Source organism: Pseudofrankia inefficax (assembly GCF_000166135.1).
Lineage (GTDB): Bacteria > Actinomycetota > Actinomycetes > Frankiales > Frankiaceae > Pseudofrankia > Pseudofrankia inefficax.
This window is the reverse complement of the sequence record NC_014666.1, coordinates 321,234-338,211: the sequence shown is the minus strand read 5'-3', so window position 1 is coordinate 338,211 and position 16,978 is coordinate 321,234. Positions and strand designations below refer to the sequence as shown.

The window sequence follows — 16,978 nt, the reverse complement described above, 5'->3', positions numbered from 1 at the left end:
AACCATGCGGATAACGATCATCGGTACGGCGCAGGAGTGCGACCTCGCCGTCGACGCCCTGAACCTGCTCATGGACACGCGCGAGGTCTCAGCGCCCGAGCCGGCCGAGGACGGCCAGGTCCGCGTCGAGGCGCTCATCCTGGAGCCGATTTCGCCCGGCTACTACGTCGAGTACCCGCCCGGCGAGCTGGACAGCGAAGAGACGGCCGAGCTGAGTGGGTAGCGCGAGCTCGGCCGGCGGGTCTTCGGCTACCTAGTCGTTTGCTAGGCGTGGCCAAGCGGGCGGCTGGTCACTTCAAGTCCTGAGATCTCCTGCTCGGTCGGGGGCCACCCGGGAATGGGCAGTTTGCGGCTCAGAGCGGCGATGTGCCAGCCGTCGCCGTCCAGCCGAGTGATGAACACGTGCCCGACGACCTGGCGGACGACCTGGTCGCCGTACTCCTGACCGGTGAGTACGACGGCTTCCATGTCGGCGCCGGCGAGGAGGTTGAGGTTCACCACTCCGGCTCCGTCGCGTAGATCGGCGTACACGCGCCGCCAGTGATCGGCCAAGGCAGCGAGCATCGCAGGGAATCGCCTGTGGCTGGAGTCGGCCGCGGCGAGCTCCTCGGCGAGGTCGTCCGCGCGCGAACCGCTGGTGCCGAGGATCCATCCCTGGGCGAGTGCGAGGCGGAGCGGCCCGTCGAGCACGGTCCACAGACTGCGCCCCGGCTCTTCGCCGAACAGGTCAGCGAGCCAACTTTTGACGCTGTCCACGCCGCCTGGAAATCCCTCGGTGGCCATATGCATCCCCCATCGGATCGTCACGGTGACCCGCAGGTGATTCTTCCACCGATCAGTCTGGACGAGCGGCGGGCCGCAGGGGTCCGCCGTCCGATGGCTCAGGCCGCGAGACCAGCCGAGCCGCCGTTACTGGCGGCATACCGATTGATCTGGGTTTTCAGCGGACCGACGATCTTCGCGGCGAAGTCGTCGAGCACCTGCTTGTCGGAGATCATTCCGTTGTGAGTGATCGACATGTTGATGACGATCCCACCGCCTCCCCCGCTGGCCCGGCTCAGCGGGGTGATCGTCGCGCCGGGCTTCCCGGAGAGGATCTCGGGGCCGTCGTCGCCGACGATCGCGAGACCGCTTGAGGCGAACGTGCCGCCCTTCGCGAGTTTCGGCAGCGTCGGGAACGAGAAGCCCTTGCCGCCGACGCCGGGTACCCAGTTCGGCACGGTGAAGTGGATGCTGCCGAGCGACCTGTTCCACAGGTCCGACACGGCGTTGAACGCGGCCTTGAAAGGCGCGGTGATCAGCTTCTCCAGGCCGGACAGCGCCTTGCCGATCAGACCAGGCAGATCGCCGAAGTGGCCGATGAGCTTGACCAGCCAGCCGGCGATGTCTGTCACCAGGCCGACGACAAGCCCGACGGCCCTTGTGTTCAGCTCGACGAACCATGAGATCAGCTGCACGAGCAGCGAGATCAGCGGAACGATCACGGGCATCAGGGCCTGCAGGATCGCCGCCGCGATTTGGAGGACCGCCGGGATCAGCGGCAGGACCGCGACGACAAGCCCCAGGATCGCCGGGATCAGCGGTAGTAGCGGCGGCAGGAGGGACACGATCGATTGGATCAACGAGTTCAGCGCGGGCAGCGACTGGACGATCACATCGGCCAGCGCCGAGACGACCATGACCAGCGCGCTCCCGATGACCGGAATCACCGGCTGTAGCGCGGTCATCAGCGTGCCAAGCACCGTGACGAGCGCGCCGCCGATGGCCGTGGCGACCTTGGTCAGCGGCGGTACCAGCTGCGAGATAACCGGCATCAGCGACTGGATCAACGACCCGATGACCAGGCGCAGCGGCGGCAACAGCTGCGTGAACGCGGTGCCGAGGGCGCCCAGCAGCGGCGCGACCGCGGTCATGGCCTGGCCGAGGACCTGGCCGATCGTGTCGGCGAGCGGGCCCAGCAGCCCCATCACGCCGACGATCTTGAGGAGTGGGCCGAGTGGGCCACCCGCGAACAGCAGGAAGATCGGGAGTACCTGCTGCAGCGCCGGCATGATCGCCTGGATCGACGGGAGGAGGCCGGTGATGACCCCCATCACCTGCGTCAGCGCCGACCCCAGCACGCCCGAGAACGCCGACCCCAGCCCTTGGATGATCGACTGGAGGGCGGTGTTGCTGGCGATTTCACGGAAGGCCTGGGAGATCGCGACGAGGGTATTCAGCGTCCCGGCGCCCGACGAACCGATCCCGGAGAACAACGACGCCAGGCCAGCGCCGACGTTGGTCACGACCTGGGCGAGCTGGCCCAGCGCGCCCAATGCACCCTGGATCGCGGCCTGCAGCTGCCCGGACGCCGCGGCGCCCTGGACCCAGCCGGCGAACTTGTCGGCGACGCCGCCGGCGAGGCCCGAGATGTTCGCGAGGATCGGCGCGGCGACCGCGCCGATCGTCAGGAACTGGCGGCCGACGACGCCTAGGGCGGAGCCGAAGTTCAGCGTCGAGGTGGCGTTCGCCGACATCAGCGTGCCGAGCTCGGCCTGCGTCTGGGCGCCTTTGAACAGCGCCCCGGTCCGTGCGGCAACCGTGCCGATCGACTCGCCGAGCTGCCGCACCCCGGCGTTGACGACGGGGAAGTTCGTGTCAAGATCGCGAAGGGCGGAGCCCATCCCGACGAACATCGACGAAGCGGAGACCTTCAGCTGGTCCAGCTGCGGGCGCAAGGCGATGATCTGGCGGGCGAAGGCCTGCGCGAGCGGCGGGAGTTTCGCCATCGCCTGCGCGTAGGCGTTCGGCCCGGCCGGGTTCTGGGCCTGCCGCTGGGCGTCGGCGAGGGCCCACTGCGCCTGGGTCAGTTGGTGGACGGCGTCGATCACCGACTGGTTGCCGTCGACGCCTTGCGCCTGGGCGGTCGCGAGGGCGTCCTGGTTCTTCTTGACCGCGTCGGTCTGGTCCTCGAAGGCGTACTGCGCGCGGGTGACCGCGAGGCGGGCCTCTTCGATCTGGTCGTTGCTGGAGAACCCGTTCGACTGGACCTTCGCGAGGTTCTCCTGCGCCTCCCGCAGGTCCAGGGACGCCTGCTCCATGTCGGTCGGCGCCCGGTCGACCAGCTTCTGCAGGTCAGCGAGGTTCTGCTTCGCTTCCTTGACGGCGGTGTTGTAGGCGTTCGTCGCCGACGCCAGCCCCCACTGGGCGGTGATCAGGCCATGGGCGGCCTGCTCCGCCTGCCTCGAGGTGTTCGCGGCCGAACCGGTCTGCTGGCCGTAGGCCTTGACCGCGGACAGCACGCCGGAGAAGGCGCCCTTGACCGTGAACATCGCCGCGCCGATGCCGATCAGCGCCGGGACGGCGAGCGCGGCCGCGGGGGCGATCTGCCCGATGACGGCGACCGCGCCACCGATCCCCTGCAGCGCCGCCGCACCGGCCGCCGCGTAGGAGCTGCCGGTCGCGATCCCCCGGCCGAACGATGCGAACATCGTCCCGGCGCGGGCCAGCCCCGACGTGAACGCGTTCGTGTCCAAATCGAGGGTCGCGAAGAGGCGGCCGACGTTGGTCCCACCGGAGGCCACGGGCTACGCCGCCGCGTCGCCGTCGTCGGATGCGCCGTTCCCACCCCGACGCCGTTCCTCGTACGACCACAGCGCGTTCGCGGAGAGCGGGTCGGACTCGTAAAGCCGGTCGATCACCGACAGCGCCGGCTCAGCCGCCGGAGGGGCCGCGGGCGCAGACGGCTCCGGCTCGCGGCCCACCAGCAGGTCGGCGAGGTCGCCTCGCGCCAGGGCCTGGCCGATCTGGTCGGCCGTCGCGCCGTCGAGGTCGGCCGCGGTCCATTGCTGCCCCTCGACCGGCTCGAACCGCGCCGGGCCGCCGAACAGCTCGACCAGCTCGCCGGCGCGATGCGCCCGGCTCACCTCGTCCGGCGATGCGGCGGCCAGCCAGTCGGCGTCTCGTTGGGCAACGGGACGGGTCGCGCGCCGGCCGGTCACGCCGGCCCCCGGGTCTCCTCGCCGGCGGACGCGCCCAGCAGACGGTGCGCGGCGGTCACTCTTCCCCCAGCTCGCGGGCGAGCAGCTCGGCGAGCCGCTCGGCGTCGGGCGCGGCGACCAGGGCGCTTGAGGGCTGCGGCACCTGCCAGGCGCCGCTAGGCAGCGACCCGCCGTACGCCCGGCGGACCGCGAGCGCGAACAGTAGGTCCGGGTCGAGCGGCTCGACCATGCGCCTGCCAGCGCCGACGGCGTCGCCGAACCCGGGCCGGGTGTGCCACAGCCCAGCTGATCCACGCGGACCCGGCTGGATTCCGACGCTCAGCAACGCCGCAGAGGTCCGCTTCGCGAACTGCTTCCGTTCCGCGGCGACCGCCCGCAGTGTCGCGACCGCCGCGGCGACCTGCTCGATCGCCTCAAGCACCTTCGGACTGTCGGCCGGCCGATCGACGATCGACGCGGTGACGCGGGCCAGCCGGTCGCGGGAGGCCTGATTGCGCCTTTCCTGCTCCCGGCGGGCGGCCTCCGCGCGTCGGCGGCCGATCGCGGCTCTCGCACGGGCGACCACACCGGCCTCCTCCCGCTCGGCGGCGGGAAGTTCAGCGAGGCCGGCGAGCAACTCGCCCGCGTCGGCCGCGGACCGCTCGGAGGTATCCAGGTAGTCGGCGAGCTGGGCAGAGGACAGGTCGGACAGATCGGGCGCCATGCCGTCAGCTGGCAGCGTCTCCGCCGTGTTCGTCGTCATCGCCAGGCGTCTCCGTCACGATCCACACGCCGCCCGACCTTCGGGCGGGGATCGCGCCGCGGCGGGCCAGCCTGCGGACGTAGGACGGGGTGCAGCCCATCCGGGCGGCAGCCTCAGCGACGCTGAGACCACGGTGCTCAGCACGCTGATGGCCAGTACCGATGTCGGTACAGGGCAGGGGTTCACGGGCGGCGGCGGCCAGGTCGGTCAGCAACGCGACCAGTGCTGAGGAGGCCGTGGGGTCGCCGCCGTCGCGGCGTGCCGCGACATCGAGGCCGACGCGCAGCAGACGGCCGACGTCGCCGGCGACGGCCGCCGGGACGAACACGCCCCGGGCCAACGCCTCGGCACGCCGGATCAGCGCCTCCAGCAGGAGCGCGGCCGGCGCCCAGCCCGCGGGCGGCTCTTGGCCCAGCAGCTCGCGCAGGGCGCACAGCGCGGCCAGGTCGGCAACGGCGGCCTCCTCGACGAGCAGGACGACCCCGCGGCCAGGGAGGCGGCGAAGATGCCGCTCAAGGGCGGCCAGGGCCTCGGGTCGCATCGTCGGGCCGAGGCGGCGGCCGATCGCTTCGAGGGCCCACTCATAGCGGGCGACCCGGTGCTCCGACTCGGCGGCGTCGAAGCCGAGCGGGCCGAGTAGCCGGGCCACGTTGACGCCACGGGTCGCGGTCACCGGCCGCAGGCGCGCAGCGCCACTGCCCGCGGCGAGGCCCGGCGCCGCTGCCGCACCGCGCCGGCGGTGTCCGGCCGCAGCGACTCGCCGGCGAGGCCGAGCAACTCGGCCGCGAGCGGCGCCGGGTCGGCCAGGGCCAGGGCCGCGGCGAGGTAGCGAACGGTCACGGCCCTTGGCCGGCGGACGCCGGTCTCCAGCGCGCGCACCGCGCTCCAGCTGACGCCGCTACGCCCCGCCAGCGTCCGCCTTGACCAGCCCCGACGCTGCCGTGCGCTTCGCAACGCGGCGCCGAAGCCGTCCCGCAGGAACGCCGCCTCGAACACGTCGGTCCGGCCCCGGTGCGGCATCCCGTCCGGCCCGGCCTCGCCGGCACCGGTGCCACCAACGCGCCCGCGCGCGCGAGGGGTGACCGGTCGGCACGCCGTCATTCGGGTGCGCTTTCGCCGCCGTCGCTCGGGGGGTTCTGGCGTCGTTTGTCTCTGGCGGTGCGGCGGTGTTCGCGCTGCTCGTCGGCGTCGAGGCGCATCCGTATTTCGGCGTGGGTGGTGGGTGCGACGGTGCCGGCGCGGACGCGGCGGGCGCGCCGGTCGGCGCGGTAGCTGCGGAGCCACTGCTCGGCCCATTCGCGGGCCTCGGCGGGGCTCGCACCTTCGGGGGGTGGCCCGTCGCCGGGGAAGCGGGGCCTACGCCGCGGGCTCTGCCCTGGCTCGGGTTGCTGGTCAGCCATGGCGGGCCGCCTCGCCGAGGTCGACGAGGCCCAGTTGCACCGCCTCGGCGGCGTTGTGGGCGGCGTGGACGAGGGGGGCCATCGCGTCGGGGTCGACGCGGCGGGCGCAGGTCGGGCCCATGCCGAGGGCCGCGGAGTGGTGGCTGCGGAGCGCGCGGCAGCAGATGCGGCAGCGGGGCGGCCCGTCAGGGCTGCTGGTGGCGGTTGGGGTCACTGGGGGTTGTCTTCCTCAAGGTCGGCCGCCGAGGGGACGGCGTCGGGGGTGCCCGCGGTGTCGGCAGCGAGGCGGGCGAGTTTGGCCGCGTGGCGGGCGGCCAGGCCGTGCCGGCGCCGCTCAAGGTGGCCGGTCTGGAAGTCGGCGACCTGTTGCCGGCGCCGGCGGACCCTGGTCACCCGGGCCGCGGCGATCTCGTCGAGCAGGGCGTCGATGCCGTCAGGGAGGCCGGTCGCCGGGCCTGGCTGCGGCGGCTCGCCGGCCAGCTCGGGTGGCACCGGTAGCGGGGCGGTCACCAGGTCACTCGGCGCCGGTCGGCGCCCGTCAGCCGTACGAGTCCGGCCCGCGCGGTGAGCCTCGACATCGCCCGTTCGCCGTAGCGCCGCGCCAGGGCGTCGTAGTCCGCATTTGCGGTCACGATCTGGCGGAGGCCGTTACCCAGTCGGTTGTCGATCAGTGCCGTGATCTGCTCGACGCGCCACTCGGACGTCTTCTCGACGCCGAGGTCATCGAGCAGGAGCAGCGGGGCGGTACGGGTCACGTGCGCGGCGGACGGGTCGCCCTCGGGCGCCAGGTCGACCATGAGGTCGGGCACGGTCCACGCTGCGGGGATGGTGCCCTGCCCGGCGGCCCAGTTGGCGGCGGCGAACGCGGCGTGGGTCTTGCCGGTGCCGACGGGTCCGGTGATGACCAGGGTGAGCGAGTCCGATTCGAGCCAGCGCCAGATGGCGGCGCGCTCGTTGGGGCCGAGGTCGCCGAGGCTGGCGGCGGCGTACGCGGCGGGCCGCTGGCGGCGGTAGCGGGCGAGCCGGCCGGCGGCCTGGGCGGCAAGCCGGGCCGTGACGTCCTCGGGTGTCTCGCCCGTCGGGATGGGGTCGGCGGCCGGCGCCACGCCGGTCGGGATGCGTAGCTGGCCGCAGCGGGCGACCGCGCCGCCGAGGCGGATCGTGCGGTCGAGGGTGGTCATCCGCCCTGCCTCCAATCTTCGATGTCGAGGACTTCGCAGCGGGCTTCTTCGCCGGGCTGGTGGTGGTAGCTGACGGTGGCGTTCGGGTCGAACGTTCGTTCGCGGCGCGGTCGGCGCGCGGGCTTGCCGCGGACCGCGTCGTGGGTGAGGTTGCGGAGCAGCCCGACACCGCCGTCGGGTCGGCCGGCGAGGCGGCGGAGCCCTTCGGCGACGTGGAGTTCGGGGATGCCCGAGCCGAGAAGGGCGGCGGCCTGGCGGCGGAGCTCGTGGCGCTCGTGCTCGGTCCACCGGCCAGGGTCGGCGGGATGGGACTCGACGAGTTCGGCGGCCGCGACGCCGACGGGCCTGTCGGTCAGATGAGGGTCTAGACCCTTTGCTGACTGTCGGTCGGCGGCGCTGCTCTTTGAGGGGATAGCTGAGGAGATAGCTGAGGAGATGGGGCCGACTGGGTTCGGCCCTTCCGTGACTGGGTTCGGCCCTTCCGTGACTGGGTTCGGCCCTTCCGTGACTGGGTTCGGCCCTTTAGGGCCGACTAGGTTCGGCCCTTGGCCCTTCAAAGGGCCGACTGATTTCGGCCCTTCGGGAACCCAGAAGGTCAACTTTCGTCCGGGCACCGCGTACAACGGACGGCCGTCTGCGCCCTTGCCGATCGCCCGACGGAACTCCCAACCCTGAGCGGCCAGCCTCAGCAGCGCGTCCTTGACCGCCTTGGTGTCCTTCGCCGCGGTCCACGCGGCAAGATCGGCAAGATCGGCATAGCTGAGCCGGGTGATCTCATTGGCATCGTCGGCGATCTCAAGCGCGACAAGGCGAGGCAAGCCCACGACCTTCGGGCCCAGCTCCACGCGCAACCAGCGCCTGATCTCGTAGCCCACGTCAGGCGGCCCGCCTGCCGTCGCGCGTCGGCGCGGGCGAGCTTTCCCGGCGCACCAGGGCCAAGCGCCGGGCGCAGACCAGGCCGGTCACCGGTCGATGCCCAAGAGGGCCAGGAGCGGCCGGGTGGGCACCACGTATCGGTCGCCGTGGCGGATAAGCGGCGCGGGAAAGTCGCCGGCGCGGGCCAGCTCGCGGGCCTTGTCCTCCGCCATGCCGAGGATGGACCCGGCCGTGGCCAAGTCGGTGGTCGCTGGCAGGGCGCGAAGCCGATCGATGGGCCAGCGTCCGCGCAGCTCGGCCAGCGCGGCCCGGCGTATCCGTCGAGCCTCGGCGCGCGTGAGGTGCGGCGCGGGCGGCGTCGTGAGGTTGGCCAGGCGCCGTGAGTCAAGATCGGCGGCAGTCACGCGCCCGCCTTCTGCTCGGCCGCCAGGCGTCGCCGCGGCCAGGGGGTCGGAGGCGAGGTTCACCGGCCCACCTGGCCGGCCTGCTCCTGCTCGGCCAGCCATGCCTCGACGACTGACCGGCGGTAGCGAACCGTGCCACACAGCCGGAAGGACTGCGGGCCCGATCCGCGGAGACGCCAGGTCCGAAGCGTCGCGGCAGGGACGTTCAGGAACTCGGACACCTGGCGGGAGGTCATCAGCTCTTCGGTCATCAGGTCCCTTGACGTGGTGCTCCAGCTTGGGCGTGCAGCGCTCCAATATCGGGGCGCGCATGTCCGGTCTATGCCGTTTCACGGGAGCTGTCAAGCGCATCTAGTTTGGGGCGTTGCGTCTGAGGTACGGTCCGTCCATGACGCAAGACGCGGCCCCCCGCCCGCTCCGCGAGGTTGTAGGCGAGGCAGCACGCAAGATCAGGGAGACGGCAAAGCGCCGCCAGGACGACGTGGCCCGTGGCGCCCGCCTGATGGGCCTGCCTTGGTCGCGCGCGAAGGTCGGGGCGCTCGAGAATGGCGCGAAGGCCGTCAGCGTGGAGGAGCTTGTCACGCTCGCCCTCGTGTTGACGCAGGTCTGCGGACGCACCATCCGCGTGCCAGACCTGTTGGACGCGGACGACCTCGTGATCCTCACCCCCCACCTGCAAGTACCAGCGCGCGAAGTCGCGAAGTCGCTCGCAGGCCAAAACAGCCTCGGAGCGCTCGACCCTGCGATTGCCCTTACCCCGGCGGGACACAAGGCCGTTCTCGCTGAGGTTGAGAGCTTGGCCCGGGAGAAGCGCGCGAATGCAGAGCTGTTTCTCCTCGTGACGCGCATCCAGCGTCTTGGCCTCAAGGGTGACCTAGACGCCTGGGCGGCAGAGATCGGCGAGGCCGAACAGAAGACCGCCCGGAGGCTGGACGAGCCCGCAGTCGTTCTCGTGGCGCTCTCTCACGAGCTTTGGGGACGGACTCTCTCTGAAGAGCGCGACCGGGTGGCAGACGAGCGCGAACCAGACGCCAGCCCCGACCGGCGGCGGGCACTACGGGGCCAGGTGACGCGCGCTCTGGTTAACGAGCTTGCGGCCGAGCTGGCACGGCGGGATCACATCGCGGCGCCGGTTGGCACGGATGGGACCGACCGGTGAACGTCAAGACGGAGAAGCGCTGCGGGTGCCGCGATCCCGAGACGAAGAAGAAGTACCCGCGCGGTGGCTGCCCGCGGATCGAGGATCGCGGGCACGGCACGTGGGCCTGGCGGATCTGGGTGCCCAGCGAACTCGTGCCGCTGGTCGGCAAGAAGGAGATCAGCGGATCCGGCTGCCGGACGAAAAGGGACGCCGAGAAAGCGGCCGATGAGGCCGTCGGGAACATCCGCGCCGGTCAGCAGCACGTTGGCCGGCTGACCGTTGGCCAGTACCTCGACGAGTGGCTGGAGGGTAAGCGCCGGCTACGGCCGAGCGCCCGCCGCACCTATGAGAGCCACCTGCGCGTGCACCTCAAGCCGTGGCTGGGCAAGGTGCCGCTGGTGGGCCTGCGGGCCGACCACATCGACAAGGCTTTCCGGCAGATCGAGGCCGCCGGCGCGAGCAAGCCCCAGCCGACCGGGCCGGCGACGATCGAGCGGATCCGGGACACGCTCCGCAACGCACTGAACGATGCCGTGGACCGACGCCTGATCCCGTTCAATCCGGTCCGCGGGGTCGAGCTGCCGGAGTACAGCCAGCCCGAGATCGAGCCCTGGGAAGCGCACGAGGTCGGCACGTTCCTCGACGAGGCATCGACCGACCGGCTCGCCGCGATGTGGGAACTGATCGGCCTGCACGGCGTGCGCCGCGGCGAGGCCTGCGGCGCGTCCTGGCCCGGCCTGGACACCGAGAGGTCGGTCTTGACGATCGGCCAGCAGATCACCGAGTCGGGCGGGCAACACGGCGTGTGGGCGCCCAAGACGCGATCCGGGCGGCGCAAGGTCGACCTGGACTCCACGACGCTCGGGTCGCTGCTCGCACACCGAATCGCGCAGGACAGCGAACGGGACGATATCGGCCCGGCCTGGGACAACGGCACCTTGCCCAACGAGCACGGCGAGCCGGTGCACCTCGAAGGGCTGATCTTCACCCGGCCGGATGGCCAGTACCTGCGGCCGGGCTACGTGTCGGCGCGCATGCAGGTGATCGCTCGGCGGGCCGGCCTGCTCGGCGCGGTCCGGGCGGCGGCCCAGGCCGAGGCGCGGACCCTCGCCGTCGGCGTCCGCCAGCGCGACATCGATCCGCGCGGCACGTGGACGCTGTACGTCGACCGTGTGCCGGTCGGCGAGGTGACCGTGACCGGGGTGACCCGGCTACGTGGCAACGGCGCGCTCCTGGACCTGGCCGTCCCGCTCGCTGGCGACGTGCCGGCCCGCGCGGAGCTCGGCCGCGGCCTGCTCTCTCGCCGGCGGCTGCACGACCTTCGCCATTCGTCCGCGTCGATCCAGCTTTCCGAGGGCATCGACCTGGCGCTCGTGTCCAAGCGCCTCGGTCACTCTTCGCCAGCGATCACGGGTGCGCTGTACGCGCATCTGCTGCGCCCGGCGGGCCAGCGGGCGGCCGAGACGGTAGCCAAGGCGGTGCCGCGCTCCGCGCGCTCTGGGCACCCTCTGGGCACCGACGCCGTTCTGGGCTCCGGCGACGCTTCGCCGCGGCAGTCTGGCGAGGCAAACCTGCTGGTAGAGAGCGGAGGGCGTGGGATTCGAACCCACGATGAGGTTGCCCCCATAGCAGTTTTCAAGACTGCCGCCATCGGCCACTAGGCGAGCCCTCCCGAAACCGGCCGACCGGCAGGGCCGGCGGCTGGTCGTCACCAGTATTCCAGCCGGCGTGGCGGTTCGTCCTCCAGGGTGCGCCCCGTGGATCTTCCAGGAGCCAGGCGGCGGCCCGCCTCGCGCCACCTCCATCCAAGATCAGCATCGCCCGCGGCGGCGCCTGCCGGCCCGTGATCGCCGTTTTGGCCCTCGCCTGGTCGTGATCAGGGCGGTTTTACGACCGTTTGAGGGCGGAAACGGCGATCACCGGCCAGCAGGTGGCGATCACGGGACTGAAGGGTGTCGACGTCTGAACGTCAGGCAGATGTGGGGGTCGTCTCGGCGGGGGCGACGTTGACGACCTGGGAGAACGCGGCCTCGGGGCTGAGGTCGTCGAGGGAGAGCTGACGGGCGGGCGGGATCGAGATCACGACCCGAGACGTGACCGTCAGGTCGGCGGCGACGTGCAGGAGCTCGCCGGAGGCCATCAGGCGCCAGGCCGGGTCCTCGTCCATCCGCTCGCTTTCGACGGCGACAGCCGGGCGGTCGGCGAGGTCGAGCGAACGGGCCCGGATCTCGCTGAACGGGCTCGCGTGGTCGAGGTGGCGGCTGTTCTGGCCGCCGGGCTCGCGGCTGAGCACGTAGAGCCGGTTGGTGTCCGGGTAGCGCAGTGCCCACAGCTCGTCGGCGGTCGCCATCACCATGTTGATCGAGTAGAGCGGCAGGTTGGCCGCGATCCAGCGGGCGGCAGCGACGATGCCCGCTCCGACATCACCGCCCTGGGCGTCGATCTCCCGGTTGATCAGGGCGAAGTAGCGCTCCGAGTCGGTGTCGCCCTGGACGAGCCCGCGGTATTCGCCGAGCTGATCGTCCAGCCGGTCCAGCTCCTCGATGACGCCGTTGTGCGCGAACACCCGGCCGGCGTGCTGGAACGGATGGGTGTTCGCGAGGCTCGTCCGCCCGGTCGACGCGTGTCGGACATGGGCGATGAAGGTCGATGAGACGACGGTTCGCGGCTGGTAGGCGAAGTCGGCCCCGGCCCGGCTTGAGATCGGCTGCTTCACGATCCGAGGGGCCCGATCCTCCCCAAACGTCGCAAGGCCCGCACCATCGGGCACGCGGGCAGAGAGCGCGCGTTCGCTGTCAGGCGAGTCGAGCAACCAGAACGTCGCCTCTACGGGCTGCGAGCCGCTGGTCAGCGCGAACATCTGGCACATCTAGCCTCCATGACGTCAGCATCCCGATCAGCCGCGGTGACGGGCTCTGCCTCTCCCCCGGCATCGGCGGCGCGGCGCGACTGGCGGTCGTTGTGCCCCCTGCAAGTTCGGCCTACACGATGGGTTCGGCCTACACAGCGGGTTCGACCTACAGCCACCCAAGCCGGGTGAGGCCCGTCGGCTGGTCTCCCCTGACCTCCTGATCGTGGGGGCTACCTGGATCGGTCGGCAAGCCTTTGATCCCGCGGAATCGGGGACGAGAGCCAGGTCTCATCGCGCACGCACCGGGCAGGGACGTCAACGTGGACGTGGACGTGGAGCCGGGTACGGGCGTCGTCCGGTTCGCGGCGCTGGGGCCGCTGGAACTGCTGGCGGCGGACGGGGCGCCGGTGTTCATCGGGCAGCGCAAGAAGCGCCGCCTGCTCGCGCTGCTCCTGCTGCACGCGGGCGGCTGGGTGAGCACCGAGCAGATCGCCGTCGCGCTGTGGGAGGACGACCCGCCGCGCTCGGCCCTCGGCAACATCAAGACCTACGTCTCGGAGCTGCGTCGGGCGCTGCCGCCGGCCTCCGGCGACCGGACCGATGGCCATGACGCCGATCCGGGGTCTCCGTTCGGCCGGATCCTCAGCCGCGATGGCGAGTACCTGCTGCGCCTGGCGCCGAACGAGTTCGACATCGAGCTGTTCGACGCGGGCGCGTGCGCGGGCGAGGAGGCGCTGGCCGCCGGCCGACCGGCCGAGGCGACGGTGTTGCTCGACCGGGCGCTCGCGCTCTGGCGCGGCCAGCCGTACGACGACCTGCCGGCGGACATCGCCGTCGCCGAGACCAGCCGGCTCGACGAGCTGCGCTGGGCGGTCTGGGAGAACCTGGTCGACGCCCGACTGAGGCTGGGCCAGCACAACCGGGTGCTGCCCGCCCTGCGTGCCCTGACGATCCAGCATCCGACGAGGGAGCGGCTGTGGGCCCAGCTTCTCGCGGCGCTGGGCCAGGACGGCCGGCGTGCCGAGGCGTTGAACGCCTACCAGACGGTCTACCGGATGCTCACCGAGCGGCTGGGAATCGAGCCAGGCGAGGACCTCCGGCTGGAACACCAGCGCATCCTGAACGGGGATCAGCACAGGTGAGCGACGCAGCGTGATGAACCGCCGCTGAACCAGCCGTGGGCATCTCCCTCCCAGGCCGCCGACACGGCGACCGACGCGGAGTGTCCACGAGGAACATGGAGGAGCCTGGGAAGGGACGGCGAAGCGCCTTCGTGGCGCTGACGAGCATGGTGGTCGACGACGAGCACTGTGGCCCACGCCGACAACGACCAAGGCGCCGCCGGTAGAGCCGGCGTTCTGGCGCAGAGGTCGCTGTTCGCCCTTCTGGCATGGGGCGCCGCCCAACGCGTCGGGACACCGCCAGGCGGCCTCTTTCTGCGCGGTCTTCCGGTCGGCGCCGCCCCGGCGGCCGGGAGGCCGCGGCCCGCGAATGGCCGACGTTTCCCGATTCGACCGCACCCACCAGTTCCCCGGAAAGAATTCAGAGGGGCGAATTGCCAGTACTGACAGAAAGTCCGGTCCCCGGCGTTCGCGGCCCACCGCCAATGGGAACACATTGAGCGATGAAACGCCGTCTCAGGCGGCAGCCACTGAATGGAGGAAGCGCCGATGAAGGCTCGTTACGACACACCGATGCTCGACGCCGCCGGGGAATTCAGCGAGGTCACCGACGGCCGTTGGGGCTGGGGACGTGACTGGCTTTGGCGCAGCTTCCCGCGCTACTACGGCGGGGGCGGCGGCGCCATCATCATCGTGGGCGGTGGCGGCCGCCGCTACTAAGGCCAGCTCCTCGGAACTGCCGAGCAGCGGGCGCACAGCCGCCGCGGCCGGCGGGCCGGCCGAATCGCTCGGCCGGCCCGCCGGCATTTCGGGCCGACGTGAACCCGTGTGAACTCCGGAACCGCCCGGAAAGGACCGGCTGACGACGAGATGACCCACCCGTTGACCACGCCAGCGCCGCTGGCCACGGCCGCCCCCTGGTTCGTCGTCCTGCCGGACACTCCGGCGGGCGCCGCCCTGGCCGGCACCCTCCAGGCCGCGGATCCGACCATCGCGGCGCTGCGCCGACCGTCCGGCCGTCCCTGGCTGATCGGCCGCTGGGCCGGCGACGAGATCGTCGACGCGGTCGCCGGCCGGTCACGGATGGCCCTGCTCGGCTGCGCCCCGATCAGCCACGACCGGCTCGCCGCCCGGCTGGCCAGCGCCCGCGACCTCGGCGCGCTCGACCAGGTCGCCCTCGAACTGCCGGGCAGCTTCCACCTGGTGGCCGAGATCGAGGGCTGCCAGCGGGTCCAGGGCACCGCGTCCGGCCTGCGCCGCGTCTACCACGCCGCGCTCGGCGGCGAGGCCGGGATCATCGCCGGCGACCGAGCGGATGTCGTCGCCGCGCTCGCCGACCTCGACCGGATCGACGTCGGCGCCGTCCTGCTCTGCCTGGTCGACCCGGTCGCGCCGCACCCGCTTGACGACCGCCCGCTGTGGCAGGGCCTCACGGCCGTGCCCCCGGACCACTGGTTGTGCGTCGAGCAGGGCCACCCCAGCCACCGACGCTGGTGGCTGGCGCCCGAACCGACACTCGACGGCGCCGAGGGCGCGGCGGCGCTGCGCCAGGCGCTGGTCACCGCTGTGGCGGCCCGCACGGCCGCCGGCGGGACCGTCACCGCGGATCTTTCCGGCGGGCTCGACTCGACGGCGCTGTGCTTCCTGGCCGCCACCGGGCCGGCCGCGCTCGTCCCGTACACGGGCCTGGGCCGCGACCCGGCCGACGACGACGCGCGCTGGGCGGCGCTCGCCCGGGCGGCGCTGGGCGTCGAGACCTTCGAGATGCTGCCGCGCGACCGGCTCCCGCTCGTCTACGAGGGCATCACCGAGGTCGAGGAGCCGCTCGACCGGCCCTTCATCGGGGTGATCGACCGGGCGAAGCTGCTCGCGGGGCTGCGGCTGGCCGCCCGCCACGGACCGAGGCTTCACCTGTGCGGCCTCGGCGGCGACGAGGTCGCGGAGAGCATGCCGAACTACCTCGCGGGCCTGGCCCTCGGCCATCCGCTGGCCGCCTGGGCCCGGCTGCGGCCACTGCGCGCGCAGAGCCGCTGGCCGCTCGCCGCGACGTTGCGGACGCTGCGGCCGCGGTCCTACCGGGACTGGCTGGCGGCCCTGGCCCGACCGGCCGGTGGACCGCCGGCGCGCGGCCGGCGCCACCTGGTGCCGCCGGAGCGGGTCGCCGAGCTGGACTGGTCGATGCCGCCGCGGATCGGCGCGTGGCTGACGCCCGACGCCACCGAGCTGCTGCGCGCGACGATCGAGCAGGCGGCCGCGACGGCCGAGCCGCTCGGACCGACGCGCGACCGGCACGGCGACCTGTTCGCGATCCGGGTCGGGGCGGCCGTGGCTCGCGGGTTCGCGCAGCTGGCCGCGCCGACGGGACCGCCACTGGCGGCACCGTTCTACGACGACCGGGTGATCGAGGCCGCCCTCGCGGTCCGGCCCGAGGAGCGCTCCACGCCGTGGGAGTACAAGCCGCTGCTCAAGGCCGCGATGGCCGGACTGGTGCCCACCGCGTGCCTGCGGCGCGAGACCAAGGCGGAGTGCTCGGCCGAGGAGGAGGCCGGCCTGCGCGCGCACCAGACGGCGCTGCGCGGGCTGTTCGACGGATCCCGGCTGGCCGAGCTCGGGCTGGTCGACACCGACAGGCTGCTGGGACTCTGCCGCTATTCAGCGGCACCCGACCGTCACTACCTGGCGCTGCAGCAGACCGCCGCCGCCGAGTCCTGGCTGCGCGCCGCTGGCCGCCGGCCATCCTCAGGCGGCCCGCCCCACCAGAGCGCCCGCCCGGCGACCGTCCCGGCCGCCGGCAGTCCCGAGCCCGAGCCGCTGGAGAGGACATGTTGACGTTGAACCGATCGGTGGTCTCGACGGACACCGACTACGGGACGGCGCTGCTGGACGAGCGCTCAGGTCGCTATTGGACGCTCAACCCGACGGCCGCGCTCGCGCTCCGGGTGCTGCTCGACGGCGGTGACCCGCCGCAGGCGGCCCGTGCGCTGCTCGACCAGTACGACGTCGCCCCCGCGACGGCGCGGGCCGACGTCGACAAGCTGGTCGACGATCTGCAGGCCGCAGGCCTCATCACCGGCTCGGTCAGTGGGTCGGGCATCGAGCCGCCAGCCGGCACGACGCCGCCCGCCTCGGGCGGTTCCGCGACAGGGGCTTCCGCGGCAGGGGGTCAGCACCGGTCCGGCACCCGCGCGCGCCACGCCCTGCGCTCCGCGCTCGGTCGGTCGTCCCGGCCGCGGACGAGCGATCGGTGAGGACCCTCACCCCCCTGCTCGCCCGTGCTCGGGA

General features: G+C 72.4%; 22 protein-coding genes, 1 tRNA gene and 2 pseudogenes. 8 read left to right on the top strand and 17 right to left on the bottom strand.

Annotation, left to right across the window (positions count from 1 at the left end):
* The first annotated feature begins 4 nt into the window (after positions 1-4).
* A complete protein-coding gene (locus tag FRAEUI1C_RS01320) occupies positions 5-223 on the top strand; it encodes a hypothetical protein (RefSeq protein WP_013421472.1) in 219 nt (72 codons plus the stop codon).
* Positions 224-264: 41 nt separating this feature from the next.
* On the opposite strand, the gene FRAEUI1C_RS01315 is transcribed toward FRAEUI1C_RS01320, so the two are convergent.
* From FRAEUI1C_RS01315 to FRAEUI1C_RS01260, 13 genes are all read right to left on the bottom strand, one after another.
* Positions 265-756 carry a hypothetical protein gene (locus tag FRAEUI1C_RS01315; RefSeq protein ID WP_157734774.1) on the bottom strand — a complete coding sequence of 164 codons (492 nt, stop codon included), beginning with the start codon at positions 754-756 and terminating at the stop codon, positions 265-267.
* 125 nt (positions 757-881) lie between these two features.
* Positions 882-3,563 carry a hypothetical protein gene (locus tag FRAEUI1C_RS01310; protein WP_013421470.1) on the bottom strand — a complete coding sequence of 894 codons (2,682 nt, stop codon included), beginning with the start codon at positions 3,561-3,563 and terminating at the stop codon, positions 882-884.
* A 3-nt stretch (positions 3,564-3,566) separates the two neighbouring features.
* Positions 3,567-3,980: a hypothetical protein gene (locus FRAEUI1C_RS01305; RefSeq protein WP_013421469.1), complete on the bottom strand. Its 414-nt coding sequence runs from the start codon at positions 3,978-3,980 to the stop codon at positions 3,567-3,569.
* Positions 3,981-4,035: 55 nt separating this feature from the next.
* On the bottom strand, positions 4,036-4,722 hold the full coding sequence (locus tag FRAEUI1C_RS01300) for a hypothetical protein (RefSeq protein ID WP_013421468.1): 687 nt from the start codon (positions 4,720-4,722) through the stop codon (positions 4,036-4,038).
* Positions 4,688-5,395 (bottom strand): helix-turn-helix domain-containing protein, encoded by a 708-nt coding sequence (locus FRAEUI1C_RS37980; RefSeq protein ID WP_013421467.1) that lies wholly within the window; start codon positions 5,393-5,395, stop codon positions 4,688-4,690. The genes FRAEUI1C_RS01300 and FRAEUI1C_RS37980 overlap by 35 nt, the downstream gene beginning before the upstream one ends.
* Positions 5,392-5,823 carry a helix-turn-helix domain-containing protein gene (locus FRAEUI1C_RS37975; protein WP_013421466.1) on the bottom strand — a complete coding sequence of 144 codons (432 nt, stop codon included), beginning with the start codon at positions 5,821-5,823 and terminating at the stop codon, positions 5,392-5,394. Before FRAEUI1C_RS37975 ends, FRAEUI1C_RS37980 begins: the two co-directional genes overlap by 4 nt.
* Positions 5,820-6,122 (bottom strand): hypothetical protein, encoded by a 303-nt coding sequence (locus FRAEUI1C_RS39270; RefSeq protein WP_013421465.1) that lies wholly within the window; start codon positions 6,120-6,122, stop codon positions 5,820-5,822. Before FRAEUI1C_RS39270 ends, FRAEUI1C_RS37975 begins: the two co-directional genes overlap by 4 nt.
* The gene (locus FRAEUI1C_RS01285; RefSeq protein WP_013421464.1) at positions 6,115-6,336 is read right to left on the bottom strand and encodes a DUF6011 domain-containing protein; all 222 of its coding nucleotides are present in this window, start codon (positions 6,334-6,336) and stop codon (positions 6,115-6,117) included. Before FRAEUI1C_RS01285 ends, FRAEUI1C_RS39270 begins: the two co-directional genes overlap by 8 nt.
* Positions 6,333-6,632, bottom strand: coding sequence for a hypothetical protein (locus FRAEUI1C_RS01280; RefSeq protein WP_013421463.1), 300 nt, complete (start codon positions 6,630-6,632; stop codon positions 6,333-6,335). The genes FRAEUI1C_RS01285 and FRAEUI1C_RS01280 overlap by 4 nt, the downstream gene beginning before the upstream one ends.
* The gene (locus tag FRAEUI1C_RS35815; RefSeq protein ID WP_013421462.1) at positions 6,629-7,303 is read right to left on the bottom strand and encodes an ATP-binding protein; all 675 of its coding nucleotides are present in this window, start codon (positions 7,301-7,303) and stop codon (positions 6,629-6,631) included. Before FRAEUI1C_RS35815 ends, FRAEUI1C_RS01280 begins: the two co-directional genes overlap by 4 nt.
* A complete protein-coding gene (locus FRAEUI1C_RS39265) occupies positions 7,300-8,178 on the bottom strand; it encodes a hypothetical protein (protein WP_013421461.1) in 879 nt (292 codons plus the stop codon). The genes FRAEUI1C_RS35815 and FRAEUI1C_RS39265 overlap by 4 nt, the downstream gene beginning before the upstream one ends.
* An 87-nt stretch (positions 8,179-8,265) precedes the next feature.
* A complete protein-coding gene (locus FRAEUI1C_RS40685) occupies positions 8,266-8,646 on the bottom strand; it encodes a hypothetical protein (protein ID WP_013421460.1) in 381 nt (126 codons plus the stop codon).
* The gene (locus FRAEUI1C_RS01260; RefSeq protein WP_013421459.1) at positions 8,643-8,834 is read right to left on the bottom strand and encodes a helix-turn-helix transcriptional regulator; all 192 of its coding nucleotides are present in this window, start codon (positions 8,832-8,834) and stop codon (positions 8,643-8,645) included. Before FRAEUI1C_RS01260 ends, FRAEUI1C_RS40685 begins: the two co-directional genes overlap by 4 nt.
* Before the next feature lie 137 nt (positions 8,835-8,971).
* Here FRAEUI1C_RS01260 and FRAEUI1C_RS01255 point away from each other — a divergent pair, with 137 nt between their 5' ends.
* Both FRAEUI1C_RS01255 and FRAEUI1C_RS41800 read left to right on the top strand, forming a co-directional pair.
* Entirely contained in the window at positions 8,972-9,742 is a 771-nt protein-coding gene (locus FRAEUI1C_RS01255) for a hypothetical protein (protein ID WP_013421458.1), read from the top strand.
* A pseudogene (locus FRAEUI1C_RS41800) lies at positions 9,739-10,092 on the top strand (site-specific integrase); the annotation flags it as partial. The gene FRAEUI1C_RS01255 and the pseudogene FRAEUI1C_RS41800, both read left to right, overlap by 4 nt.
* On the opposite strand, the gene FRAEUI1C_RS40675 reads toward FRAEUI1C_RS41800, so the two are convergent.
* Positions 10,045-10,419, bottom strand: a complete 375-nt coding sequence (locus FRAEUI1C_RS40675) for a hypothetical protein (protein WP_232425257.1) — start codon at positions 10,417-10,419, stop codon at positions 10,045-10,047. The pseudogene FRAEUI1C_RS41800 and the gene FRAEUI1C_RS40675 sit on opposite strands and share 48 nt — an antisense overlap.
* A gap of 323 nt (positions 10,420-10,742) precedes the next feature.
* Positions 10,743-10,946 carry a hypothetical protein gene (locus tag FRAEUI1C_RS40670; protein WP_041258668.1) on the bottom strand — a complete coding sequence of 68 codons (204 nt, stop codon included), beginning with the start codon at positions 10,944-10,946 and terminating at the stop codon, positions 10,743-10,745.
* On the opposite strand from FRAEUI1C_RS40670, the pseudogene FRAEUI1C_RS40665 reads away from it, so the two are divergent.
* Positions 10,897-11,097 (top strand): annotated as a pseudogene (locus FRAEUI1C_RS40665) (site-specific integrase); the annotation flags it as partial. The gene FRAEUI1C_RS40670 and the pseudogene FRAEUI1C_RS40665 overlap by 50 nt on opposite strands.
* 212 nt (positions 11,098-11,309) lie before the next feature.
* Here the strand turns inward: FRAEUI1C_RS40665 and FRAEUI1C_RS01240 are convergent.
* Together FRAEUI1C_RS01240 and FRAEUI1C_RS01235 are read right to left on the bottom strand one after the other, a co-directional pair.
* A tRNA-Ser gene (locus FRAEUI1C_RS01240) sits at positions 11,310-11,396 on the bottom strand.
* A gap of 297 nt (positions 11,397-11,693) precedes the next feature.
* Positions 11,694-12,593, bottom strand: coding sequence for a class II glutamine amidotransferase (locus FRAEUI1C_RS01235; RefSeq protein WP_013421456.1), 900 nt, complete (start codon positions 12,591-12,593; stop codon positions 11,694-11,696).
* A 302-nt stretch (positions 12,594-12,895) separates the two neighbouring features.
* On the opposite strand from FRAEUI1C_RS01235, the gene FRAEUI1C_RS01230 reads away from it, so the two are divergent.
* From FRAEUI1C_RS01230 to FRAEUI1C_RS37095, 4 genes are all read left to right on the top strand, one after another.
* Positions 12,896-13,717 carry an AfsR/SARP family transcriptional regulator gene (locus tag FRAEUI1C_RS01230; RefSeq protein ID WP_013421455.1) on the top strand — a complete coding sequence of 274 codons (822 nt, stop codon included), beginning with the start codon at positions 12,896-12,898 and terminating at the stop codon, positions 13,715-13,717.
* A 528-nt stretch (positions 13,718-14,245) separates the two neighbouring features.
* Complete coding sequence (locus FRAEUI1C_RS39260; protein ID WP_013421454.1) at positions 14,246-14,416, top strand: lasso RiPP family leader peptide-containing protein; 171 nt, start codon at positions 14,246-14,248, stop codon at positions 14,414-14,416.
* A gap of 150 nt (positions 14,417-14,566) precedes the next feature.
* Positions 14,567-16,525, top strand: a complete 1,959-nt coding sequence (locus FRAEUI1C_RS01225; RefSeq protein WP_013421453.1) for an asparagine synthase-related protein — start codon at positions 14,567-14,569, stop codon at positions 16,523-16,525.
* A complete protein-coding gene (locus tag FRAEUI1C_RS37095) occupies positions 16,519-16,944 on the top strand; it encodes a lasso peptide biosynthesis PqqD family chaperone (RefSeq protein ID WP_013421452.1) in 426 nt (141 codons plus the stop codon). Before FRAEUI1C_RS01225 ends, FRAEUI1C_RS37095 begins: the two co-directional genes overlap by 7 nt.
* Positions 16,945-16,978: the final 34 nt, after the last annotated feature.

Coding starts and splice junctions, on each gene's coding strand:
- FRAEUI1C_RS37975 (WP_013421466.1), bottom strand. CDS start 5,823: ATGACGGCGTGCCGACCGGTCACCCCTCGCGCGCGCGGGCGCGTTGGT.
- FRAEUI1C_RS01320 (WP_013421472.1), top strand. CDS start 5: ATGCGGATAACGATCATCGGTACGGCGCAGGAGTGCGACCTCGCCGTC.
- FRAEUI1C_RS01235 (WP_013421456.1), bottom strand. CDS start 12,593: ATGTGCCAGATGTTCGCGCTGACCAGCGGCTCGCAGCCCGTAGAGGCG.
- FRAEUI1C_RS39260 (WP_013421454.1), top strand. CDS start 14,246: ATGAAGGCTCGTTACGACACACCGATGCTCGACGCCGCCGGGGAATTC.
- FRAEUI1C_RS35815 (WP_013421462.1), bottom strand. CDS start 7,303: ATGACCACCCTCGACCGCACGATCCGCCTCGGCGGCGCGGTCGCCCGC.
- FRAEUI1C_RS39270 (WP_013421465.1), bottom strand. CDS start 6,122: ATGGCTGACCAGCAACCCGAGCCAGGGCAGAGCCCGCGGCGTAGGCCC.
- FRAEUI1C_RS01260 (WP_013421459.1), bottom strand. CDS start 8,834: ATGACCGAAGAGCTGATGACCTCCCGCCAGGTGTCCGAGTTCCTGAAC.
- FRAEUI1C_RS01255 (WP_013421458.1), top strand. CDS start 8,972: ATGACGCAAGACGCGGCCCCCCGCCCGCTCCGCGAGGTTGTAGGCGAG.
- FRAEUI1C_RS01225 (WP_013421453.1), top strand. CDS start 14,567: ATGACCCACCCGTTGACCACGCCAGCGCCGCTGGCCACGGCCGCCCCC.
- FRAEUI1C_RS37095 (WP_013421452.1), top strand. CDS start 16,519: ATGTTGACGTTGAACCGATCGGTGGTCTCGACGGACACCGACTACGGG.
- FRAEUI1C_RS01300 (WP_013421468.1), bottom strand. CDS start 4,722: ATGACGACGAACACGGCGGAGACGCTGCCAGCTGACGGCATGGCGCCC.